The following is an 18105-nucleotide window of genomic DNA, read 5'->3' on the forward strand; positions in this document are numbered from 1 at the left end:
GTGTCGACCGGCATCGCCATCTGCGTCGGTATTTATCTGCTTCTGTTATTGCTTGTTTACGTATTTCAGCGCCAGCTTCTATACTTCCCGGATCAATCTGTACCGCCGCAAAGCCATCTTGATACAATGGGTGTCACGACGGTCGAGGTCCGTTCCGGCCTGGACGCAGTCCTTCAGTCTTTGTGGATTGCACCCAAAGCATCCGACGCTCCTGTCCTTCTGTTTTTGCACGGCAATGCAGGGTCGCACTTTGACCGGATTCCGGTTTATCAAGCGCTGGCCAGAGAAGGGGCTGCCGTGTTGGGCGTTGGTTATCCCGGATATGGCGGCAATTCCAGAGCTCCAAATGAAGCGGAACTCTATGAGGCGGCGCAGATAAATTATGACTGGCTCATCCAAAAAGGGATCAACTCGCAGCAGATCATAATCATCGGCGAATCTCTGGGTAGTGGCGTGGCTGCACATCTTGCATCACAGAATGAAGCGGCTGGCCTGATAATGATCGCGGCCCATAGCGGTATCGATGAAATGGCCCAGCGGCAGTTTCCTGTATTTCCTGCACGCTGGCTGGTCAAAGACCGCTATCCAAGCCTGGAGCACATCGACCATATCAATATGCCGTTATTCTGGATCCACGGGACAAAAGACGAATTGATTCCCTTTGCCGTCGGCCAGCGCTTGTTTGATGCTGCCAGAGAGCCCAAAGCTGCCTTTCCGATCAAAAATGGCGGCCATAATGATTTGTGGAGCAGGGGAATAGACGGGATCATCCGCGATATTTCCGTCAGGCTTGCAAGCAGCGCTTCTCCAACGAATAGCGCGTCCTAAAGCGCCTTCTCGTAGATCAGATATTCCCGGTTGATCTTCGCGCCGATCGCATCGGCAATTGCCACCATTCCCTGATTATCCTCCAATATCCAGCCGATTTCCGCATAGCGCGTGCCGAAATCGGCGACGGCGTCACGGCGGATATATTCGATCATCATGAAGGCGAGCTGGCTGGCGAGGCGCGTGTTGTGCAATTCCTTTTTGACGCCCATCAGCGGCACCCGCATCGACTGCGCCTTGGGGAATTTCAGCCACCACAGCAATTTGGCCCAGCCAAAGGGCCAAAGCGAGCCGTTCAGTTCGCGGATCACTTCATTCATGTTGGGCAGGGTCATCATGAATGCGACGGGCTCGCCGTCGAGTTCTGCGATCCGGATCAGTGCCTCTTGTACGACCGGCTTCAGGCTTTCGCCGGCATGCGCAATTTCATGGTCTGTCATCGGCACAAAGCCCCAGTTGCCCGACCACGCATCGTTCAATAGCCCCATGATGATCGCTGCATCACGGTCGAAATGTTTCTTTTCGACTTTGCGGATCCGCAGCTGCTTCTTGCGTTCGCCCGAGGCAACGATCCGGTTGATCAGTTCGGGAAAGCCGTCTGCGACCGGCAGGTCGTAGGTCACAAGGCACTTGGCGACGGTATAGCCGAAATTTTCGATCCAGCCCTGATAGTCGGCATTGTGATGGCCCATCATGATCATTGGACTCTGGTCGTGCCCCAGGGTCAGGAGGCCGGGTTCCTCCCAGATTGACATGCTGATCGGGGCCAGAATGCGGGTCATGCCCTGGTCTTTCAGCCAGCCTTCAGCAGCAGTGATAAGCGCATGCATGGCTGCCTCATTCTTGGCCTCCATCATGCCCCAATTGCCGGTTCCCGGGCCCATGCCCTGTTCCGGAGGCTGTTCCAGCGCCAATTTGTCGATATGCGCACTGATCCGGCCGATCACCCGGCCTCGCTGGATGGCGAGAAAAAACTGTACCGTGGCATGTTCGAAAAACGGGTTTTTGCCCGGCGTAATCAGCTTGGCCACTTCGGACTTCAACGGCGGAACCCAGTTCGGATCAGAGGCATTGAGCTCATAAGCAATGTCGATAAACTGCTTGATCTGGCCCTTGGTAGTAACAGGCTGAATCACTATATCCTGACCGGCCACCATATTATATCCTTCTATATTTGCGGCAGGCTGTGACGTTAATCGCGGCGCAATGTCAAGGGCAAGGGCGCCAATGCTGTCTTGTCCTTGCCATGATGTCGCCATGTTATGTTGCTCTAGGCCGTTCAACAATTATGCAGGTGTTTATGAGTTCGACAACCATCTCTACGAAAAATGCGGCGCAGGCCGCACCGTCGGCCCGCCGGAATTCGGCGTCTGTTGCCGTTCCGGAGGATAATGACCTGATCCGGACGGCCGCCAAGGTGACGCGCGATCTGAACACGCCAAAGGCTGCGATCTACTGGGCTGATTTTCTGGCTTCTGCTGCCGTTGGCTATGGATCGCTGTTCGGCGCGATCGTGAGTTCTTCTCTGGTGCTGGCCCTTGTATTCGGCTTGATCTCCGTACTGGCGCTCTACCGTGCGGGTAGCTTCATTCATGAATTGACCCATATCCGGCGCAACACGCTGCCCGGCTTTCATTTTGCATGGAATGCCCTGTTCGGTGTGCCGATGATGATTCCGTCCTTCATGTACGAGGGCATTCACAGCATTCATCACCGGACCAAGAAATATGGTACTGTGGAAGATCCCGAATATCTGCCGCTTGCGCTGATGAAACCCTGGTCGGTGCCGCTGTTTGTGATTGTTGCAGCACTGGCACCCATTGCGCTGCTGGTCCGCTATGCGATCCTGACACCATTGTCCGCGGTCATTCCACCGCTGCGCAAATTGGTGGTAGAGCGTTATTCAGGCCTGATCATCAATCCCGAGTTCCGCCGCAAGGCACCAGAGGGCGACTTCAAGCGTCGCTGGCTGATTTGCGAGATCGGATCCAGCATCTGGGCCATCGCTCTGCTGACGATGGTTGCGACGGAAATTATTCCGATGCGTGCTTTTCTGATCTTTCTCGGCGTGATGTCGGGCAGCGTTATCTTGAACCAGATTCGCACGCTGGTCGCGCACTTGTGGGAAAATGACGGCCATGAAATGAGCGTGACCGGTCAATATCTTGACAGCGTCAATGTGCCGCCCCCTTCGACCTTGCCGGCCTTGTGGGCGCCTGTCGGATTGCGTTATCATGCACTGCATCATCTGCTGCCGGGCGTTCCCTACCATAGCCTGGGTGAAGCCCACCGGCGGCTGGCCGCTGAATTTCCGGCGGGTTCAAGTTTCTACCGGGCGGATCATGATAGCCTCTGGATCTTGATCAAGGGTCTTGTGCGCGGCAGCGCCGGGCGGAACTGAAGCGTCTATTCCTCGGTGCGGACCAGCACGGTTTCACCGATCAGGAAAAACAGCAGGAACGGAGCCCACGCAGCCAGCAACGGGGGATAGGCACCGATATTGCCCATTGCCAGCGCGAAATTATCAGCGACAAAATAGGCAAAGCCGAGCGCCATGCCGATCACGGCACGGACAAATAATTGCCCCGAACGGGCCAGGCCGAAGGCGGCGACGGCGCCCAGCAGCGGCATCAGGATGGACGACATCGGCCCCGAGATTTTGTGCCACCAGCCGGCACGCAGGCTCATGGTCGGGCGTCCGGCGCGCTGCAACTCATCAATAGCACCGCGCAAGGCAAAAATTGACAGGCTGTCCGCGTCGACACTGCTCAAGGTGAACTGATCCGGGCGGATCGAATCCCCGATTACCAGTTCGGGTTTCTTCTCTTCGTCACCGGTACTGACATCAAACTGGGTCACATTGGTGAGTAACCAGCCGTTGCCGGTAAAACGGGCTTTATCGCCATGCAACAGGCTTTTCAGGCCGTTTTCTGTGCGATCATAGATGGTAATGTCCTGCAAAACGACTTTATCACCGTGGCCGGTTACGGTGCGCGCGTTGATCAGGCTGTTGCCGTCCTTGACCCATACATTGGTGCGTATGTTGCTTTCTGCCGGGATCGGTCCGAACTCGACTTTCTCCCATTGGCTCAGCCGGTCAGTTGCGGGCGCCACCAGTGTTTCATTGAACACAAAGGACAGCAGAGCAACCCCCATGCTCGCGACAATCAGGGGTGCGAGAATCTGGTGGGCGGAAAGCCCGCCCGCTTTCATCGAGATGACTTCGCTATTCTGGTTGAGCGTCGCCAAGGTGATGATCGTTCCCAGCAACACTGAAAATGGCAGAAAACGGGCGATCAGTTGTGGTGCACGTAACGAAACATAAGTCCAGAGTTCCGCTTCGCCATTGCCCGGATGGGCCAGAATCTTGCCACTCTCGCCGAGCAGGTCGAGCGCTTGCAGCACCAGCACCAGCAACGCCAGCACGGCCAGAGTGCGGACGATGAACATTTTCGCCATATAGATGGCAAGGGTGCGGGAGGGGAAAAAGTCCATGTCCGGCTATTCTTTCATCAGCGCGCGTTTGCGATTGAAGTTGAGCAGGCCCTTGAAAACGCCTCCAAATTTGGAGAACGCCTTTTCCAGTGCCCCGATCGGCTGACCGCCCGGCACATGGGCCGCGACATGATACATCCAGAGGATCAGACCTGCAAACAGGCAGAAGGGCACCCAAAGAGCGATAATAGGATCAACCAGACCCAGGGATCCGACATCCTCCCCATATTCGTTGACCTTGTGATAGGTCACGATCATCACGATCGACAGAAAGACACCAAGCGCCGAGCTGGACCGTTTCGGTGGGACCGCCAGCGCCACCGCCAGCAGCGGCATCAGCAGCATCATCACCACTTCGACCATCCGGAAATGGAAATTGGAACGGCTTTCGTTGCGCTCGGTGATCGGGCGCTTCGCATCGGCACCGACCCGCACCAGTTCGGGGATCGTATATTCGAGATCCTTGCCGCCCCGCGACCGGAACGACCCGATGTTCGGCAAATCGATCGGCAAATCGTGATTGCTGAAGCTCAATATTCTGGGCTTCTTGTAATTCGGTGCATCGTGGACCAGCACACCGTCGGTCAGTCGGAGGATTATCGTGTCAGGATCATCGGTAGCGAGGAACTGGCCACTTTTCGCGGTGACCGAGACGGTCTGGCCTTGCTTGTTTTCCGCCCGGACAAAAATTCCGTTCAATTTTGTTCCATTGTCCCGGCTTTCCTCGATCCGCAGCGTCATCCGGCTACCCAGATTGGTGAATTCCCCAACCTTGATCGACGCTCCGAGCGCGCCCGATCGCAATTCGAATCGAAGCTCCTCGTAATAATAGCGGGACAGGGGTTGGATGAAGCCGACCAAAGCCAGATTGACCAGCATCAGCGCCGCCGCGAAAATATACGGGACCCGGAGCAACCGCCCATAGCCTTGGCCGACGGCGCGGAAAACATCCAGCTCGGAGCTCAATGCCAACTGCCGGAAGGCGAGCAGGATTCCGAGCAGCAACCCGATGGGGATACCCAGCGACAGATATTCGGGAATCAGATTTGCCAGCATCCGCCAGACGACGCTGACAGGGCCACCCTCTGCCGCGACAAAATCAAACAAACGCAGCATTTTTTCGAGTACGAGCAGCATCGCTGCAATCACCAATGTGCTGAACAGCGGCACGGCGATCAATCTCGCCAGATAGCGATCAGTGGAGGTCAGCAGCTTCAACTTGTTGTCTCCCTCTCACCATGTTTTCGCCGCAAATCAAATCCATAATCATAAGCGGATCGGGGGCTGATTCTTGACCGTGTCGGAGTGTTGGCGCGGGTATAACGACTAGGAGTAACTTCGTCATGTTGAAATTTGCGACTTCTATCGCATTATCGACCACTATTTTACTGACTTCGGCCCCGGCATTTGCTGGCGGTCGCGAGATACCCAATGATATGCGCCGGTGTCAGGCCGGCAATGGCCCCGCCGTGAAGGTTCAAATCGAGGGTTTCAAGGATACGACCGGAAAAGTGCGCGTCCAAAGCTATCGCGGCACCAAGGACGAATGGCTCAAAAGTGGTGCATGGCTGAGCCGTATCGAAGTGCCGGTCAGCGCGAAAAACATGACCTTCTGCCTGCCGTTCAGCCAGGCCGGCGAATATGCGATTGCGGTTCGCCACGATCTCAATGGTAACGGCAAAACCGATATCACCAGCGATGGCGGCGGTATGTCGAACAATCCAAGCATCAACATCTTCAATCTCGGCAAGCCGAGTTACAAGAAAACCAAATTTGCGATCGGCAATGAGGTTAAATCCATCCGCATCACCATGAAATATATGTGATGCACCGGCTATCCGGCATAAATTAGGGCTATTTCATGGCAAATGTAGCACTTCTTTCCAATCCGAACTCAACCGGAAATCGGGCGATTTTGCCAGAAGTACGGTCGTATTGCGTAAAGAACAGTGATGTATTCCACTATGAAGTGGATCATGTGGACGAAATCGCCAAGGCGCTGCAGACGATTGCCCGAGTGAAGCCGAAAGTGCTGGTAATCAATGGCGGTGACGGGACTGTGCAGGCGGCGCTGACAGAGCTGTATCAGGGCGGCCATTTCGGCGACAATCCGCCGCCGGTTGCGGTTTTGCCGAACGGCAAAACCAATTTGATCGCTCTAGACCTCGGATCCGAAGGCAATCCACTCAAGGCGCTTGAGCGCATTGTCGAGCTCGCCAAGCATGATCTGCATGAACATCTGGTTGATCGCGAGCTGATCGCCTTGTCTGATGGCAGCAAGGACAGCAAGGTTGTGCTTGGCATGTTTCTTGGCGGTGCCGGCCTGTCCGAGTTCATTCTCTATTGCCGCCACAAGATCTATCCGCTGGGCCTGCCCAACGCCGCGGCTCATGTGTTGACAGTTTTCGCGGCGCTAGCGTCGGTGCTGTTCGGCATTCGCGGGAAGTTCCTGCCCAACCGGTCGCGGCCAATCAAGATATCGCTGATCCGCGACGGACAGTATCAAGGCAATTTCGCGGTGCTGATTGTCACCACGCTGGAAAAACTTCTGCTGATGAGGCGTTCGATGCGGAACCAGAATGCGATTGGCCGGATGCAATTTCTGGCGATTGATCAGCGTGCTGGCGCCATCGTACGGTTTCTGCTCTCGGTCATTTTTGGCCGTCTCGGCAAAAACACGCAAAAGGGCATTCATCTGGAGCGCGGAGACATGATCCGGATTGAAGGCGAGGGCAGCAATGTACTGATGGATGGTGAGCTGTTTTCCGCTCAGCCCGGCCAGCCGATCGTTCTGAGATCCACCAAGGCTGTGTCCTTTCTTCGGCTCGCTGCTTGAGCTAGAGCTTTTCGCGTGGGCGATCTGAAATCATTGATAACGCAGGAATTGGCGCAGCCGGTTGATCCGCGAGTTGCGGCTTTCGCTGCGTCTATTGCAGCGAAATATGGAGACGCATCGCGGGCCGTGTTATTCTATGGCTCCTGCCTCCGGACCACTGAACTCGACGGACAGATGCTTGATTTCTATCTGATCGTTTCTAACTATGAAGCGGCTTACGGGAAAAGCTGGCTGGCGGGCGCGAACAAGCGGCTGCCCCCTAATGTGTTTCCTGCCGAACATGACGGGCTGATCGCCAAAGTGGCGGTGCTCAGCGAGCGGGACTTTCACAGATTGAACCGGATTGGCGCCAGCGCGGTCAGCGTCTGGGCCAGATTTGCCCAACCATCGCGCCTGGTCTGGCACGCGGATGCACAGGCACAGGCGCAGGTGGTTGACGCAATCGCGGGGGCTCCGGTGACGCTTTTCGATATGACCTTTCCGATGATGGGTGTTGATCAAGAATATCGGATTTTGGATGTCTGGAAACGCGGTTTTGAGCTGACTTATGGTGCCGAACTGCGAGCCGAGCGAAAAGATCGTTCCGGTTCGGTCGTCGATTCTGATGTGGCGCGCTACGAACGATTTGGGACTGCGGTCGTGGCGGCGATTGCCGAACGGGCAAAGAAACGCGGAAAGAATCTGAAAATCGTCGCCTCGCGTGCCGCGGTTGAAAAAAGATGGCGGCAGTTGCGCCGCAATGGCAAGATCCTGACCCTGGCCCGGCTCGCCAAGGCTTCCGCCACCTATGCCGGCGGCATTGATTACCTGGCGTGGAAGATCAATCGCCATGCCGGGACCGATTATGTGATCAGGCCCTGGCAGCGAAAATTGCCAATCCTTGGCGCGCTGGTGATGTTGCCGCGGCTGATTCTGGGCGGGGCGATCAAGTAAACCCTTCAACGGGATGACGCCGCCAGTCCGAACCGTAGGATGGTGGCAAGCATCACAAGGTCCTGAAACAAGTTAGCTGCACTGGTCTTCGGCTTAGGAGGACGAGATGCTACCGGTCCTTGTAATCAGGTTTCCGCTTGGCGAAAAACGCCTTAGCCGCCTCGCGGCTGTCTTCGGTCATCGACAGCATCACCTGCTGCCGGTCTTCGATGGCGAGTGCCGCTTCGAAGCTCTGTGCATCGATATTGCGATTCAGCGCGTCCTTGGACAGGCGCAGGCCCATCGGGGCGGTGTCGAGCATTTCTTCGGCCAGAGCGAGCCCGGTAGACAGCAGCTTCTTTTCGTCCACCATTTCGCTGATCAGGCCGCATTTCTCGGCCCGTTCGGCGTGGATGAAGCGACCGGTCAGGATCAGTTCCGACGCAATCGAGGCACCGACCATGCGCGGCAGGAAATAGCTGGACCCCATGTCGCAGCCGCCGAGGCCGATCTTGATATAGGCGGCATTCATCTTCAGGCTCGGCGCGCCATAGCGGACGTCGCTGGCGAGCAGCAGCGAGAAACCGCCGCCGCAAGCCGCGCCCTGGGCCAGCGCGATAATCGGCTGCGGACATTGCCGCATCAGTTGCATGACCGTGGCGATCGAGCGCTGCGTGCGCCAGACATGCTGGACCTGTCCCTGCGAGCCATCATTCTTCCAGCCGCCAATATCGAGGCCCGCGCAAAAGGCACGACCTTCGGCGCGAAATAGAACCACGCGGATGTCGGGCCGTTTTTGCAGTTCGCGAAAATAATCCTGCAATGCAAAGATCATCGCCTCGTTCATCGTGTTAAGCTTTTCGGGCCGGTTAAGCGTCAATATCTCGATGGCACCGCGCTGTTCGATGAGGATCGGGTTGGTCATCTCGGCTAGATCGCTCCTACCGCCTTGCCTGCGGCTTCGAACATGCCCAGAATCTGGTCAACCTGTTCGCTGGTGTGTTCGGCGCACAGCGAACAGCGCAGGAGAGTCATGTTCGCCGGTGTCGCGGGCGGGCGGGCGAGATTTACATAGAGCCCTTCAGCGAGCAGCGCCTGCCACATCATCGCGCCTTTTTCGAGATCGGGCATGATCACGGCGATGATCGCGCTTTCCGCTTCCGGCGTGCCGAGGGAGAAGCCGAGATCGCGCAGGCCCTGGTGCAGCCTCTTGCTATTTTCCCATAGATGCGCGCGCTTGTTGCCGCTGTGCATCAGCTTGCGGATCGAGGTGCTCGCGGTTGCCATCACGCTGGGTGGCAGGCTGGCAGTGAACACATAGGGCCGGCAAACCAGCCGCAAGATTTCGAATTTCGGATGGTTGGAGACGCAGAAGCCGCCGACCGTGCCGACGCTTTTGCTGAACGTGCCGATGATGAAATCGACGTCGTCGATCACGCCCTGCGCTTCACACACGCCGCGGCCGTTTTCACCGATAAAGCCCATGCTATGGGCCTCGTCGACCAGCACCATCGCGCCATTTTCCTTGCAGATGCGGACCATGTCCTTGAGCGGTGCGACATCGCCGAGCATCGAATAGACGCCTTCAAGGACGACCAGTTTGCCGGCTTCAGCGGGCAGGCGTTTCAGCCGTTTTTCGAGCGCTTCGAAGTCATTGTGGCGGAAGGCGACAATCTCGGCATTGCCCATCGCGCAGCCGTCGTAGATCGAGGCATGGCTGTCGGTGTCGAGAATGATATAGTCGCCCTTGCCGGCGAGCGTGGAGATGATCCCGAGATTCGCCTGATAACCGGTGGAAAAGACCATTGCATGGTCCATCGCGTAAAATTCCTTGAGCGCATCCTCGCAGTCGCGATGCAGGCTGTAGGTGCCGTTGAGCACTCGGCTGCCGGTCGTGCCGGAGCCAAATTCTTCCAGCGCTTTCAGGCCGGCCTGGCGCACATCATCGTCAAAGGTCATGCCCATGTAGTTATACGTGCCGAGGAGAATGGTTTCCTTGCCATTACAAATCGCAACAGTTGGTGACAGGACCTCTTCCATCACAAGCGAGAATGGGTCTTTGACGCCGGTCGCTAGGAGGTTTTCGCGCTCCTGAATAAGCGGATCGAATTTACTGAGTAGATCGGTCATTGTTTACTTCCGTTCGTGCTGAGCCTGTCGAAGTATGAAACACCCGCTCTTGCGACCCCTAGAATGGCTCAGGGAGAACGGGTGTCGGGCCCTAGCTGTCCATCAACTTCGCAACGGCATCGGCGAGCTGGCCGACGGTCTCGATCTCGGCCTGCATGTTCATGGTGATGATGATGTCAAATTCATCCTCGACAGCGGCGACAAAGTCCATCACCGTCAGGCTGTCCCATTCGAGATCACCCTGGAAAGTTGTGGCGGGCGACAGCTCGACGCCCTTGTTGTTGAAGGGGCCGATCAGTTCGCTGACCTTGGCCATGATTTCTTCGCGATTTGCCATATAATAGTTCCAAAATTGCTATTCTTGACCTTTGCCAAGACATGCGCCCCATTGGCAAGCGAATAAGGCGCAAAAGCGGCATCAGCTTGCCCAAATCGGTCGATTATGTCACTTTCGCGAAAGCTCAAAGGGGGGATCAATATGGCGGATGAGAGAAAATGGCCGGATGATGCGGTCTATGCACTGCGGACGACCCAGCAACATCATGTGCAGCTCAGCATGATGGCCGATCACAAGGCCAATATGCTGATTGGTGCGACCTTCATTGTCTTCACTCTTGCCATCGGCCAGAGCCAGACCGGTAGCCTTTCCCTGCCACTATTGATCCTGGCCGTCGCTGCCTTTGCGTCCGCTGGTCTGGCGGCGATCGCGGTGATGCCGGCTTTTACGCCGCGCAAGGGAGGGCCAACGAACATGCTGTTTTTTGGCGGTTTTGCTGCACTTTCTGAGGAGGAATTTATCGATCGGCTGCTCAGTGAAGAATTTCAGACACAGGAATCCGTGTATCGCGCGATGCTGCGCGATATTTACCAGATGGGAACGATATTGCACCGGAAGAAATACCGGTTTCTCGGGTGGGCCTATCGGGTGTTTCTGATCGGCCTGACGCTGACCTTCATCATCTATTTCTACGAACAGCTGGCCGGACCGATCCTCTGATCGCGATTACAGCCAGTCGTTCTGGCGATACCATTGTGCGGTGTCCTTGAGGCCCTGAAGCGTATCGATCTGCGGTTGCCATAGCTGCGGTGGGAGCTGTTTTTGCGGATCAATGGTCCAGTCATCGTGGCAAAAATAACTGACCCGGTCAGCGGTGAGCTTGGCCTTGTCGCGGCGCACCAGACGGTCGGCTATTGCCCCGACGTGCAACAGTGACTTCGGTATACCCAGCGTGACAACGCGCTTGCCCATTGCCGAGCCGATCGCCTTAGCAAAGCCCCCCTGGGTCCAGCCGCCTGGCTTGCCGTCGTCGGCCTCGAATATCCGGGCAGTAAGGTCTTCCTGTTCCGGCAGAAGTGCCAGCAGCGCGCGGCACAGGTCGTGCACGTGAATAACCGACAAGCGGCCATCGGCATCGGGCGGGAGCGTGACAAATCCCAGCCTTGCCATTTTGAACAGCTCGAGCAATTCGCCGTCGCCGGGTCCATAGACGGCCGGGGGGCGAAGGATCGTCCAGTCGAGCCCGCTGGTTGCGACGATTTTTTCGGCCTTGGCCTTGGTCTCGCCGTAGATCGAGAGCTGCGGCTGGGTGGCGGCGAGGGAAGAGACGTGGACGAAGCGCTTCACTCCGGCCTGTTTGGCCGCTTCAACGACGGTCAGAGTGCCTTTGATATTGCCTAATTCGAATCCGGCGCGGTCGGGCGCATTGACGACGCCAGCAATATGCAGAACGAGGTCTGCGCTGGTGCATAATTGAGTGAGGCTCTCCTTGTCGTCCAGCGCGCCCCGCACCCAGGTGACATTGCGCCGGTCATCTTGCCTGCGACGCGTCAGTGCGCGCGCACGATATCCGTTTTCGATTATCAGATCGAGCATACGGCTGCCGACAAAGCCGGTCGCGCCGGTAATCGCGACTGTCTTTTGCGATGCTCTGGCCATGGGAACTAGACCATCACCATCTGGTTGCGATGCACAACCGCGCTGCGCGGTGCGTAGCCCAATAAGGCCTCGAGTTCCGAACTGCGGTGGCCGATGATCTTGGCGCAATCAAGCGCGTCATATTCGGCAAGCCCCCGGGCAATCGTTCGCCCGTCGTCGTCCTTGATCTCGATCACATCGCTGCGTTCAAATTGCCCGTCGATCGAGATGATGCCCGCTGCAAGCAGGCTGCCACCGGACTGGATAGCCTCTGCGGCACCCGCGTCGACGATTATTGTCCCGGCAGAGGTGAGGCGTCCGCCAAGCCAGGCCTTTCGCGCATTGGCCCCGTCTCCGGCCTTGAACAAGGTGCCAACATTGGTCAGCGCATAGCGTTCCAGCGGATGGTCCTCACGGCCTGAAATGATCGACAGCTCGATTCCCGCAAGATTGGCGATTTTTGCTGCCTCCAGCTTGGATGTCATGCCGCCGGAACCGAGCCCGGATGAAGAACTGCCGTCGGCCATTGCCATGATTGATGCATCGACGGTTTGGACGACGCCGATAAATTGGCCATTGGTTTCGCTATCCGGCCGGCGGTCGTAGAGTCCGTCAATATCAGACAGGAGCAGCACACGATTTGCTGCTGCCGCTTGCGCTACGCGAGCGGCGAGGCGGTCATTGTCGCCAAAGCGGATCTCGTCAGTGGCGACGCTGTCATTTTCGTTGATCACCGCTACGGCGCGGTGTTCAAGCAGCGTTTCCAGCGTTGCGGTTGCGTTGAGATAGCGCTTGCGGTCTTCCATATCGTCGAGCGTCAGCAGCATCTGGGCAGCGGTCATCTGATGTTGGGCGAGCAGTTCTGACCACAGGCTGCTCAGCGCTATCTGGCCAACCGATGCCGCTGCCTGCGCATCGGCCAGACTGGCCCGTCCGCCATGTTCGAGGCCCAGTTTGCGCGCACCCAGTGCAATCGATCCTGACGACACGATGATGACATTTTCGCCCGCCTGATGGCGCTTGGAGATGTCCGATACGAGCGTTTGCAGCCATGCGCGCCGGGCCTGACCATCTTCTCCGACGAGCAGTGAAGACCCGACCTTGACGACAATCGTCTCCCGCTTCGCGGCGTTCACAGCGGTGACCAATCCTTGGCTTTGTCGCCTTCATTCGAATCTTCTGTCGGCTGGCCCTTGCGCTCGATCGAACTGTTTTCGCCCACAGCCTCGATAATCTTGTCTAGCACGGGGTCCAGACCTGCGCCGGTCGCGCCGGATATCGGCAAAACATCTTTCGCGCCAGCAGCGTGCAACTGTTTGGTAATGTCGGCCATCAGCTCGTCATCCAGAAGATCAGCCTTGTTCAGTGCCAATATCTGGGGCTTTTCGGATAGGCCGCCGCCATATTTCTCGAGTTCCTTGCAGACTGTTTTCCAAGCGTCCACCGGATCGTCACCGGTTGCGTCGATCAAATGCAGCAATATCTTGCAGCGCTCGATATGGCCGAGGAAGCGGTCGCCGATGCCAGCACCGTCTGCTGCGCCCTCGATCAGTCCGGGAATGTCGGCGAGCACAAATTCGCGGGCCTTGTGGCGGACCACGCCAAGCTGCGGATGGATGGTAGTGAACGGATAGGCACCGACTTTGGCGTCCGCATTGGTCACCTTGTTGATGAGCGTCGATTTGCCGGCATTGGGCAGACCGACCAGACCGGCGTCGGCAATCAGCTTGAGCCGCAACCAGACTCCCGCTTCTTCACCCGGTTCTCCCGGCTGATGCTGGCGCGGTGCGCGGTTGGTTGAGCTTTTATAGCTGGCATTGCCGCGTCCGCCGATGCCGCCTTCCAGGAAGGTTGCGCGCTGGCCTTCGCGGGTGAAGTCGAGCAGGACATGTTGCTTGTCTTCCGACAATATCTGCGTTCCGACGGGTACCTTGATGACCAGATCATCGCCGCCGGCCCCGGTGCGATTGCGGCCGGCACCGCCCTTGCCGCGAGGGGCTTTGAAATGCTGAGCATAGCGAAAGTCGATCAACGTGTTGAGGCCTTCCACCGCAAGAAAGATAATATCGCCGCCCTTGCCACCGTTGCCGCCGTCGGGGCCACCATATTGAATATATTTTTCGCGCCGAAAACTGACAGCGCCAGGCCCGCCCTGACCGGAGCTGACATAGATTTTGGCTTGATCGAGAAAATGCATGTAGGTGCATTTAGGGACTAGGCGCGCGAAACGCTAGGCTTTGGTGCAATATAAAGAGATTGGCCGCCGCTTGGTTCCGCGCGACGGACCTATATGCTCAGGCCGCCATCGACCGCAAAGGCAGCGCCGGTCGCGAATTTGCTTTCGTCGGAGGCCAGATATACGATCAGATGCGCAATATCATCCGGTTCTCCCATATGGCCGACCGGCTGGGCCAGCTGGAACGCCTGTTCGGTTGCGGCCGGGTCCGGGGTCCCGTCGATGACGCTGCGGACATTGGGCGTCATGATCGTGCCGGGGAGCACCGCGTTGACGCGGACGCCGTTTTTCTCCCGCGCGCAATAGAGCGCGATGGATTTGGTCAGCATCGGGATTGCGGCCTTGGCGCTGTTATAGGCAACCAGATCGGGGCTGGCATTGATCGCGGCGGCCGATGAAAAATTAACGATCGAACCGCCTGTCTTGCTCATCAGCGGCAGCGCCGCCTTGCAGCCCAGAAAAATAGAATCGACATCGACATTGTAACAGCGGCGGAAATCTTCGTAGCTGACATCCGCAATCGAGCCGAACACGGTAACCGCAGCGTTGTTGACCAGTACGTCAAGCCGGCCGTAGGTTTCCTCGACATGTGCGATCACTTCGGTCCAGCGGTCGGGATTGGTGACGTCCTGTTCCAGGAAATCGACGTTGTCACCCAGTTCCGCTGCCGTTGCCGCTCCGGCTTCGGCATTGTGATCGGTGATCAGGACGCGCGCGCCTTCCTCGACAAGACGCTGCGTGGCGGCCTTGCCCAGTCCCATAGCGCCGCCGGTCAATAATATGATTTTATCCTGAACCCGTCCCATCATGCTCCTTTTCCCGGCCTTTGCCGGTATTTTTTCGGTTACTCGGCTGCTTCCAGCTGTTCCATTTCGGCCACCCGCGGGTCATTTGGGTAAACCCAATCGTCAGTTATGACCTGTTCGACGGCGAGACCGTCCGGGATGCGGTTCAGGCCGATTATCTTGTCGCAATTCTGGTGGAAGCTGTAGATGCGCGCTTCCTGATAGCTTAGCGGCACGCTCTTGAACCCGTCGCTTTCCATCGACTTCTGGATCATCTCCCCGAATTGTGTGTCCTCGAGAATGATCTGCGACATATTGCGACCATTGGGTTTGCTCTCGTCCGGGACCGTCCAAAGGTCGGGTGCCGGTCCGTCGCCCCAGTCCATTGCCATGGTTATCAGCTCGAGACGCGTGGTGTTAAGCGAGGTTGGCCAGAAGATCAGTGGCGGCACAAAATAATTGCTCAGCGGCGATACCCAGTTGGGGAACATGGTATAGCTTTGCGTGCAGGTCCGTCCGAATTCGCCGACTCCTTCAATCTCCTGCCAGTTAGGCGGACTGTCGATGGCGCGGACATGTTCGCGGTCGGTCTGCTCTGGGGCAGGGGCGATCATCCGGGCATGGCCATTGGGATAGAGCGTGTTGACGTTGCGCTTGCTGTCGACCAGCGGCGATACGGTATCGGGATGGATGAAGGGAACATGATAGACCTCCATATTGGCCTCCATCGCCACCTTCCAGTTGCAATTCAGATCAAAGCTGTGCCGCGCGGCCAGCCGGATTTTGTCGAAGCGGAATTCCTTCCACTCATCCCAGACAGGGCCGAGCCATTCTTTGAGCGGCATCGCTTCTTCATCGAAATTGACGAAAATCAGGTTGCCCAGCCGCTCGCATCGGACTGGGATCAGGCTGCGGCAGGACATATCGAAATCCGGCCCGAAATCCTGCTTTTCGGGCACGCCGACCAGCGTGCCATCGGTCTTGTAGGTCCAGTTGTGATAGCCGCACATCAGCCGCGGCGTCTTGCCCTTCTCTTCGGTGACGACCGGTGCGCCGCGGTGGCGGCAGGTATTGTAAAAGGCCCGGACTTCGCCATCCATGCCGTGGACGATAACGATCGGGTCTCCGACCTGTTCCCATTTCATGAAGCATCCGGGTTCCGGAACTTCATCGATATGGGCGGCGAACAGCCATGTTTTTTTCCACAGATACTGCTGTTCGAGGTCGTAATATTCCTGGCTGGTGTATCGGCCGGCAGGCAGGTCGGGGAGGCTGGGAAAGTCCTGCGGCGGGGCTTTTCGGGATGCTTCCCACTCCATCAGCCGTTTCATCTGATCGATATAGGTTTGCGTCATAGTCATGATTGCGGTCCTCTTCCTGTCGACAGGATAGAGCCGATCAGGAGCGACAGGTCGATTGGCAAATATGATAGAAGGGAATGCATTGTGGGCAGGATTACTATTCAACTGGCGGTTAATGACCGGAATGGGTTGGGCATCTCGGACCGTGTGAGATAGGTTCCGAGCCATGGGGGAAAATCGACAAATCCTGATCAGTGGTGGAGGGCCAAGCGGGCTAGCGGCCGCCCTATTGTTTCATGATATGGGATGGGAGGATATTGTCGTCGTGGAGCCGCGCAGCTCGCCGGAGGATTTCGAGAAGAACAAGGCGTTCAACTATCTTGTCGATGAACGCGGGCAGAGACTGTTTCGGAAACTGGGCTTTCGCGATCTTCTCTATGACCATGGAGTCGATACAAGCAGTTTTGCGGCAACGATCATCGCGCCGGATGGCAAGGCAAAGACCGTCGAGCCGCCCATTGTCGCTCCCGACCGTCCGACGGCCTTCTGGACCACGCGGCGAAACTTGCTGACGCTGCTTCATGCAAGGATCAAAGCAGCCGATGATGGCAGGATTCGGTTACTTTACGAAACGCGCGTCCAGGAAATTATCGAGGACCGGAATGGAAGCGCTTCTGTCATCGCACAGGATAGCGCCGGCAATCTGCAAAAGTTTCAACCGGATGTCGTGCTGGCCTGTGATGGAATGAATTCTGCCGTTCGGCAATCGCTCGGCAGTTGTCAGGCGACGCCGGACGGCCATTTTGATATGGCAAAGCTGGATTCAATCAGTGCTGGCCTGCACTATAAAGTGCTCAATCTGCCCGCGACGTTTACGGCGGCCGATGGCGATGTTGCGGTTGCTGATCATCGGATGAGCTACATCATTCCCTCGCGGCACAAGGGTCGTCGGAAAACTTGCACCCTGTTCGCCTTTCCGGTGGCAGATGCAGATCAACCCCGCAGCGTTAATCTGGTTCGCGATGCAGATCATATATTATGGACGATCAACAGCGCGGAAGCGCTGCTTGAATATCTGGAAGATGCATTCCCTCAACTCGACATGCGATCGCTTGTCACCGAGAAAGAGGCTGCTGATTTTGTCAGCCTGAAGCCCGGGATATTCCCCGCCCCGCAATATGCGCAACAGCTTTACGCCGTTCTCGGGCCGTCCAGCAAACCGATGCATTGTATGCTCATCGGTGATGCTGCCCATGCTTTTCCCCCAGACCTTGGCCTTGGCGTCAATTCGGCGTTCGAGGACTTGCTGATACTGGCCAAAATGTTGGAAAATCATCCCGCTCTCGATCAAGCGTTCCAGCAATATGAGCAGCAGCGCAAGCCGGAGAGTAAGGCGCTGGCCAAGCTGGTACAAACCGTTTTCCCGGAGCAATATAATCACCGCCCGCTGCGTACGATCATTTGGGCCATCGGATTTCAGGTCCGGAAAGGCCTCCACAAGGTTGTGCCCTGGCTCGTCGACAAGCCAGCCTTTTGGCTGACCCAGGATCCGGATCTTAGCTTTGTGCAAATATTGCGCATAAAACAACGCACCGACATCATTGTGCGGGGCCTGGCGATCATCACCCTTGCTATGGTGATTGCGCTAGCGTTTTGGTTGGCTTGAC

At 57.0% G+C, this 18105-nt stretch carries 18 protein-coding genes; 7 read left to right on the forward strand and 11 right to left on the reverse strand.

The window, feature by feature from the left end; all coding sequences use genetic code 11:
* Window positions 1-828: an alpha/beta hydrolase gene (locus ACN0WW_RS00600; RefSeq protein ID WP_417608317.1), complete on the forward strand. Its 828-nt coding sequence runs from the start codon at window positions 1-3 to the stop codon at window positions 826-828.
* On the opposite strand, the gene ACN0WW_RS00605 is transcribed toward ACN0WW_RS00600, so the two are convergent.
* The gene (locus tag ACN0WW_RS00605; RefSeq protein ID WP_417608953.1) at window positions 825-1982 is read right to left on the reverse strand and encodes an N-acetyltransferase; all 1158 of its coding nucleotides are present in this window, start codon (window positions 1980-1982) and stop codon (window positions 825-827) included. The genes ACN0WW_RS00600 and ACN0WW_RS00605 overlap by 4 nt on opposite strands.
* A gap of 146 nt (window positions 1983-2128) precedes the next feature.
* Between ACN0WW_RS00605 and ACN0WW_RS00610 the strand changes: the two genes are divergently transcribed.
* A complete protein-coding gene (locus ACN0WW_RS00610; RefSeq protein ID WP_417608319.1) occupies window positions 2129-3229 on the forward strand; it encodes a fatty acid desaturase family protein in 1101 nt (366 codons plus the stop codon).
* Between the two features lie 5 nt (window positions 3230-3234).
* On the opposite strand, the gene lptG is transcribed toward ACN0WW_RS00610, so the two are convergent.
* Window positions 3235-4323 (reverse strand): LPS export ABC transporter permease LptG, encoded by a 1089-nt coding sequence (gene lptG / locus ACN0WW_RS00615; RefSeq protein ID WP_417608321.1) that lies wholly within the window; start codon window positions 4321-4323, stop codon window positions 3235-3237.
* A 6-nt stretch (window positions 4324-4329) separates the two neighbouring features.
* On the reverse strand, window positions 4330-5535 hold the full coding sequence (gene lptF, locus ACN0WW_RS00620) for an LPS export ABC transporter permease LptF (RefSeq protein WP_417608955.1): 1206 nt from the start codon (window positions 5533-5535) through the stop codon (window positions 4330-4332).
* 131 nt (window positions 5536-5666) lie between these two features.
* Here lptF and ACN0WW_RS00625 point away from each other — a divergent pair, with 131 nt between their 5' ends.
* From ACN0WW_RS00625 to ACN0WW_RS00635, 3 genes are read left to right on the forward strand one after another with little or no spacing between them, the layout of a single operon-like run.
* On the forward strand, window positions 5667-6149 hold the full coding sequence (locus ACN0WW_RS00625; protein ID WP_417608323.1) for a DUF2141 domain-containing protein: 483 nt from the start codon (window positions 5667-5669) through the stop codon (window positions 6147-6149).
* Between the two features lie 35 nt (window positions 6150-6184).
* Entirely contained in the window at window positions 6185-7159 is a 975-nt protein-coding gene (locus ACN0WW_RS00630; RefSeq protein WP_417608325.1) for a diacylglycerol/lipid kinase family protein, read from the forward strand.
* A gap of 15 nt (window positions 7160-7174) precedes the next feature.
* A complete protein-coding gene (locus ACN0WW_RS00635; RefSeq protein ID WP_417608327.1) occupies window positions 7175-8092 on the forward strand; it encodes a hypothetical protein in 918 nt (305 codons plus the stop codon).
* A 109-nt stretch (window positions 8093-8201) separates the two neighbouring features.
* On the opposite strand, the gene ACN0WW_RS00640 is transcribed toward ACN0WW_RS00635, so the two are convergent.
* From ACN0WW_RS00640 to ACN0WW_RS00650, 3 genes are all read right to left on the reverse strand, one after another.
* Entirely contained in the window at window positions 8202-8996 is a 795-nt protein-coding gene (locus ACN0WW_RS00640; protein ID WP_417608329.1) for an enoyl-CoA hydratase/isomerase family protein, read from the reverse strand.
* Between the two features lie 5 nt (window positions 8997-9001).
* Window positions 9002-10201: a serine palmitoyltransferase gene (gene spt / locus ACN0WW_RS00645; RefSeq protein WP_417608331.1), complete on the reverse strand. Its 1200-nt coding sequence runs from the start codon at window positions 10199-10201 to the stop codon at window positions 9002-9004.
* Between the two features lie 91 nt (window positions 10202-10292).
* Window positions 10293-10538, reverse strand: coding sequence for an acyl carrier protein (locus tag ACN0WW_RS00650; protein WP_417608333.1), 246 nt, complete (start codon window positions 10536-10538; stop codon window positions 10293-10295).
* A 141-nt stretch (window positions 10539-10679) separates the two neighbouring features.
* Here ACN0WW_RS00650 and ACN0WW_RS00655 point away from each other — a divergent pair, with 141 nt between their 5' ends.
* Window positions 10680-11198, forward strand: a complete 519-nt coding sequence (locus ACN0WW_RS00655; RefSeq protein ID WP_417608335.1) for a Pycsar system effector family protein — start codon at window positions 10680-10682, stop codon at window positions 11196-11198.
* A gap of 6 nt (window positions 11199-11204) precedes the next feature.
* Here the strand turns inward: ACN0WW_RS00655 and ACN0WW_RS00660 are convergent, their stop codons facing one another.
* The 5 genes from ACN0WW_RS00660 to ACN0WW_RS00680 form a co-directional block, all read right to left on the reverse strand.
* Entirely contained in the window at window positions 11205-12137 is a 933-nt protein-coding gene (locus tag ACN0WW_RS00660; protein WP_417608337.1) for an NAD-dependent epimerase/dehydratase family protein, read from the reverse strand.
* A 5-nt stretch (window positions 12138-12142) separates the two neighbouring features.
* Window positions 12143-13252, reverse strand: a complete 1110-nt coding sequence (proB, locus tag ACN0WW_RS00665) for a glutamate 5-kinase (RefSeq protein ID WP_417608339.1) — start codon at window positions 13250-13252, stop codon at window positions 12143-12145.
* Window positions 13249-14313: a GTPase ObgE gene (gene obgE, locus ACN0WW_RS00670; protein ID WP_417608341.1), complete on the reverse strand. Its 1065-nt coding sequence runs from the start codon at window positions 14311-14313 to the stop codon at window positions 13249-13251. Before obgE ends, proB begins: the two co-directional genes overlap by 4 nt.
* Before the next feature lie 89 nt (window positions 14314-14402).
* On the reverse strand, window positions 14403-15161 hold the full coding sequence (locus tag ACN0WW_RS00675) for a glucose 1-dehydrogenase (RefSeq protein WP_417608343.1): 759 nt from the start codon (window positions 15159-15161) through the stop codon (window positions 14403-14405).
* 35 nt (window positions 15162-15196) lie between these two features.
* Window positions 15197-16498 (reverse strand): aromatic ring-hydroxylating oxygenase subunit alpha, encoded by a 1302-nt coding sequence (locus ACN0WW_RS00680; RefSeq protein ID WP_417608345.1) that lies wholly within the window; start codon window positions 16496-16498, stop codon window positions 15197-15199.
* A 166-nt stretch (window positions 16499-16664) separates the two neighbouring features.
* Between ACN0WW_RS00680 and ACN0WW_RS00685 the strand changes: the two genes are divergently transcribed.
* Entirely contained in the window at window positions 16665-18104 is a 1440-nt protein-coding gene (locus ACN0WW_RS00685; protein WP_417608347.1) for an FAD-dependent oxidoreductase, read from the forward strand.
* Window position 18105 lies beyond the last annotated feature (1 nt).

The sequence above is a fragment of the Parasphingorhabdus sp. genome, assembly GCF_048269865.1.
In the GTDB taxonomy this organism is placed as follows: Bacteria; Pseudomonadota; Alphaproteobacteria; order Sphingomonadales; family Sphingomonadaceae; genus Parasphingorhabdus.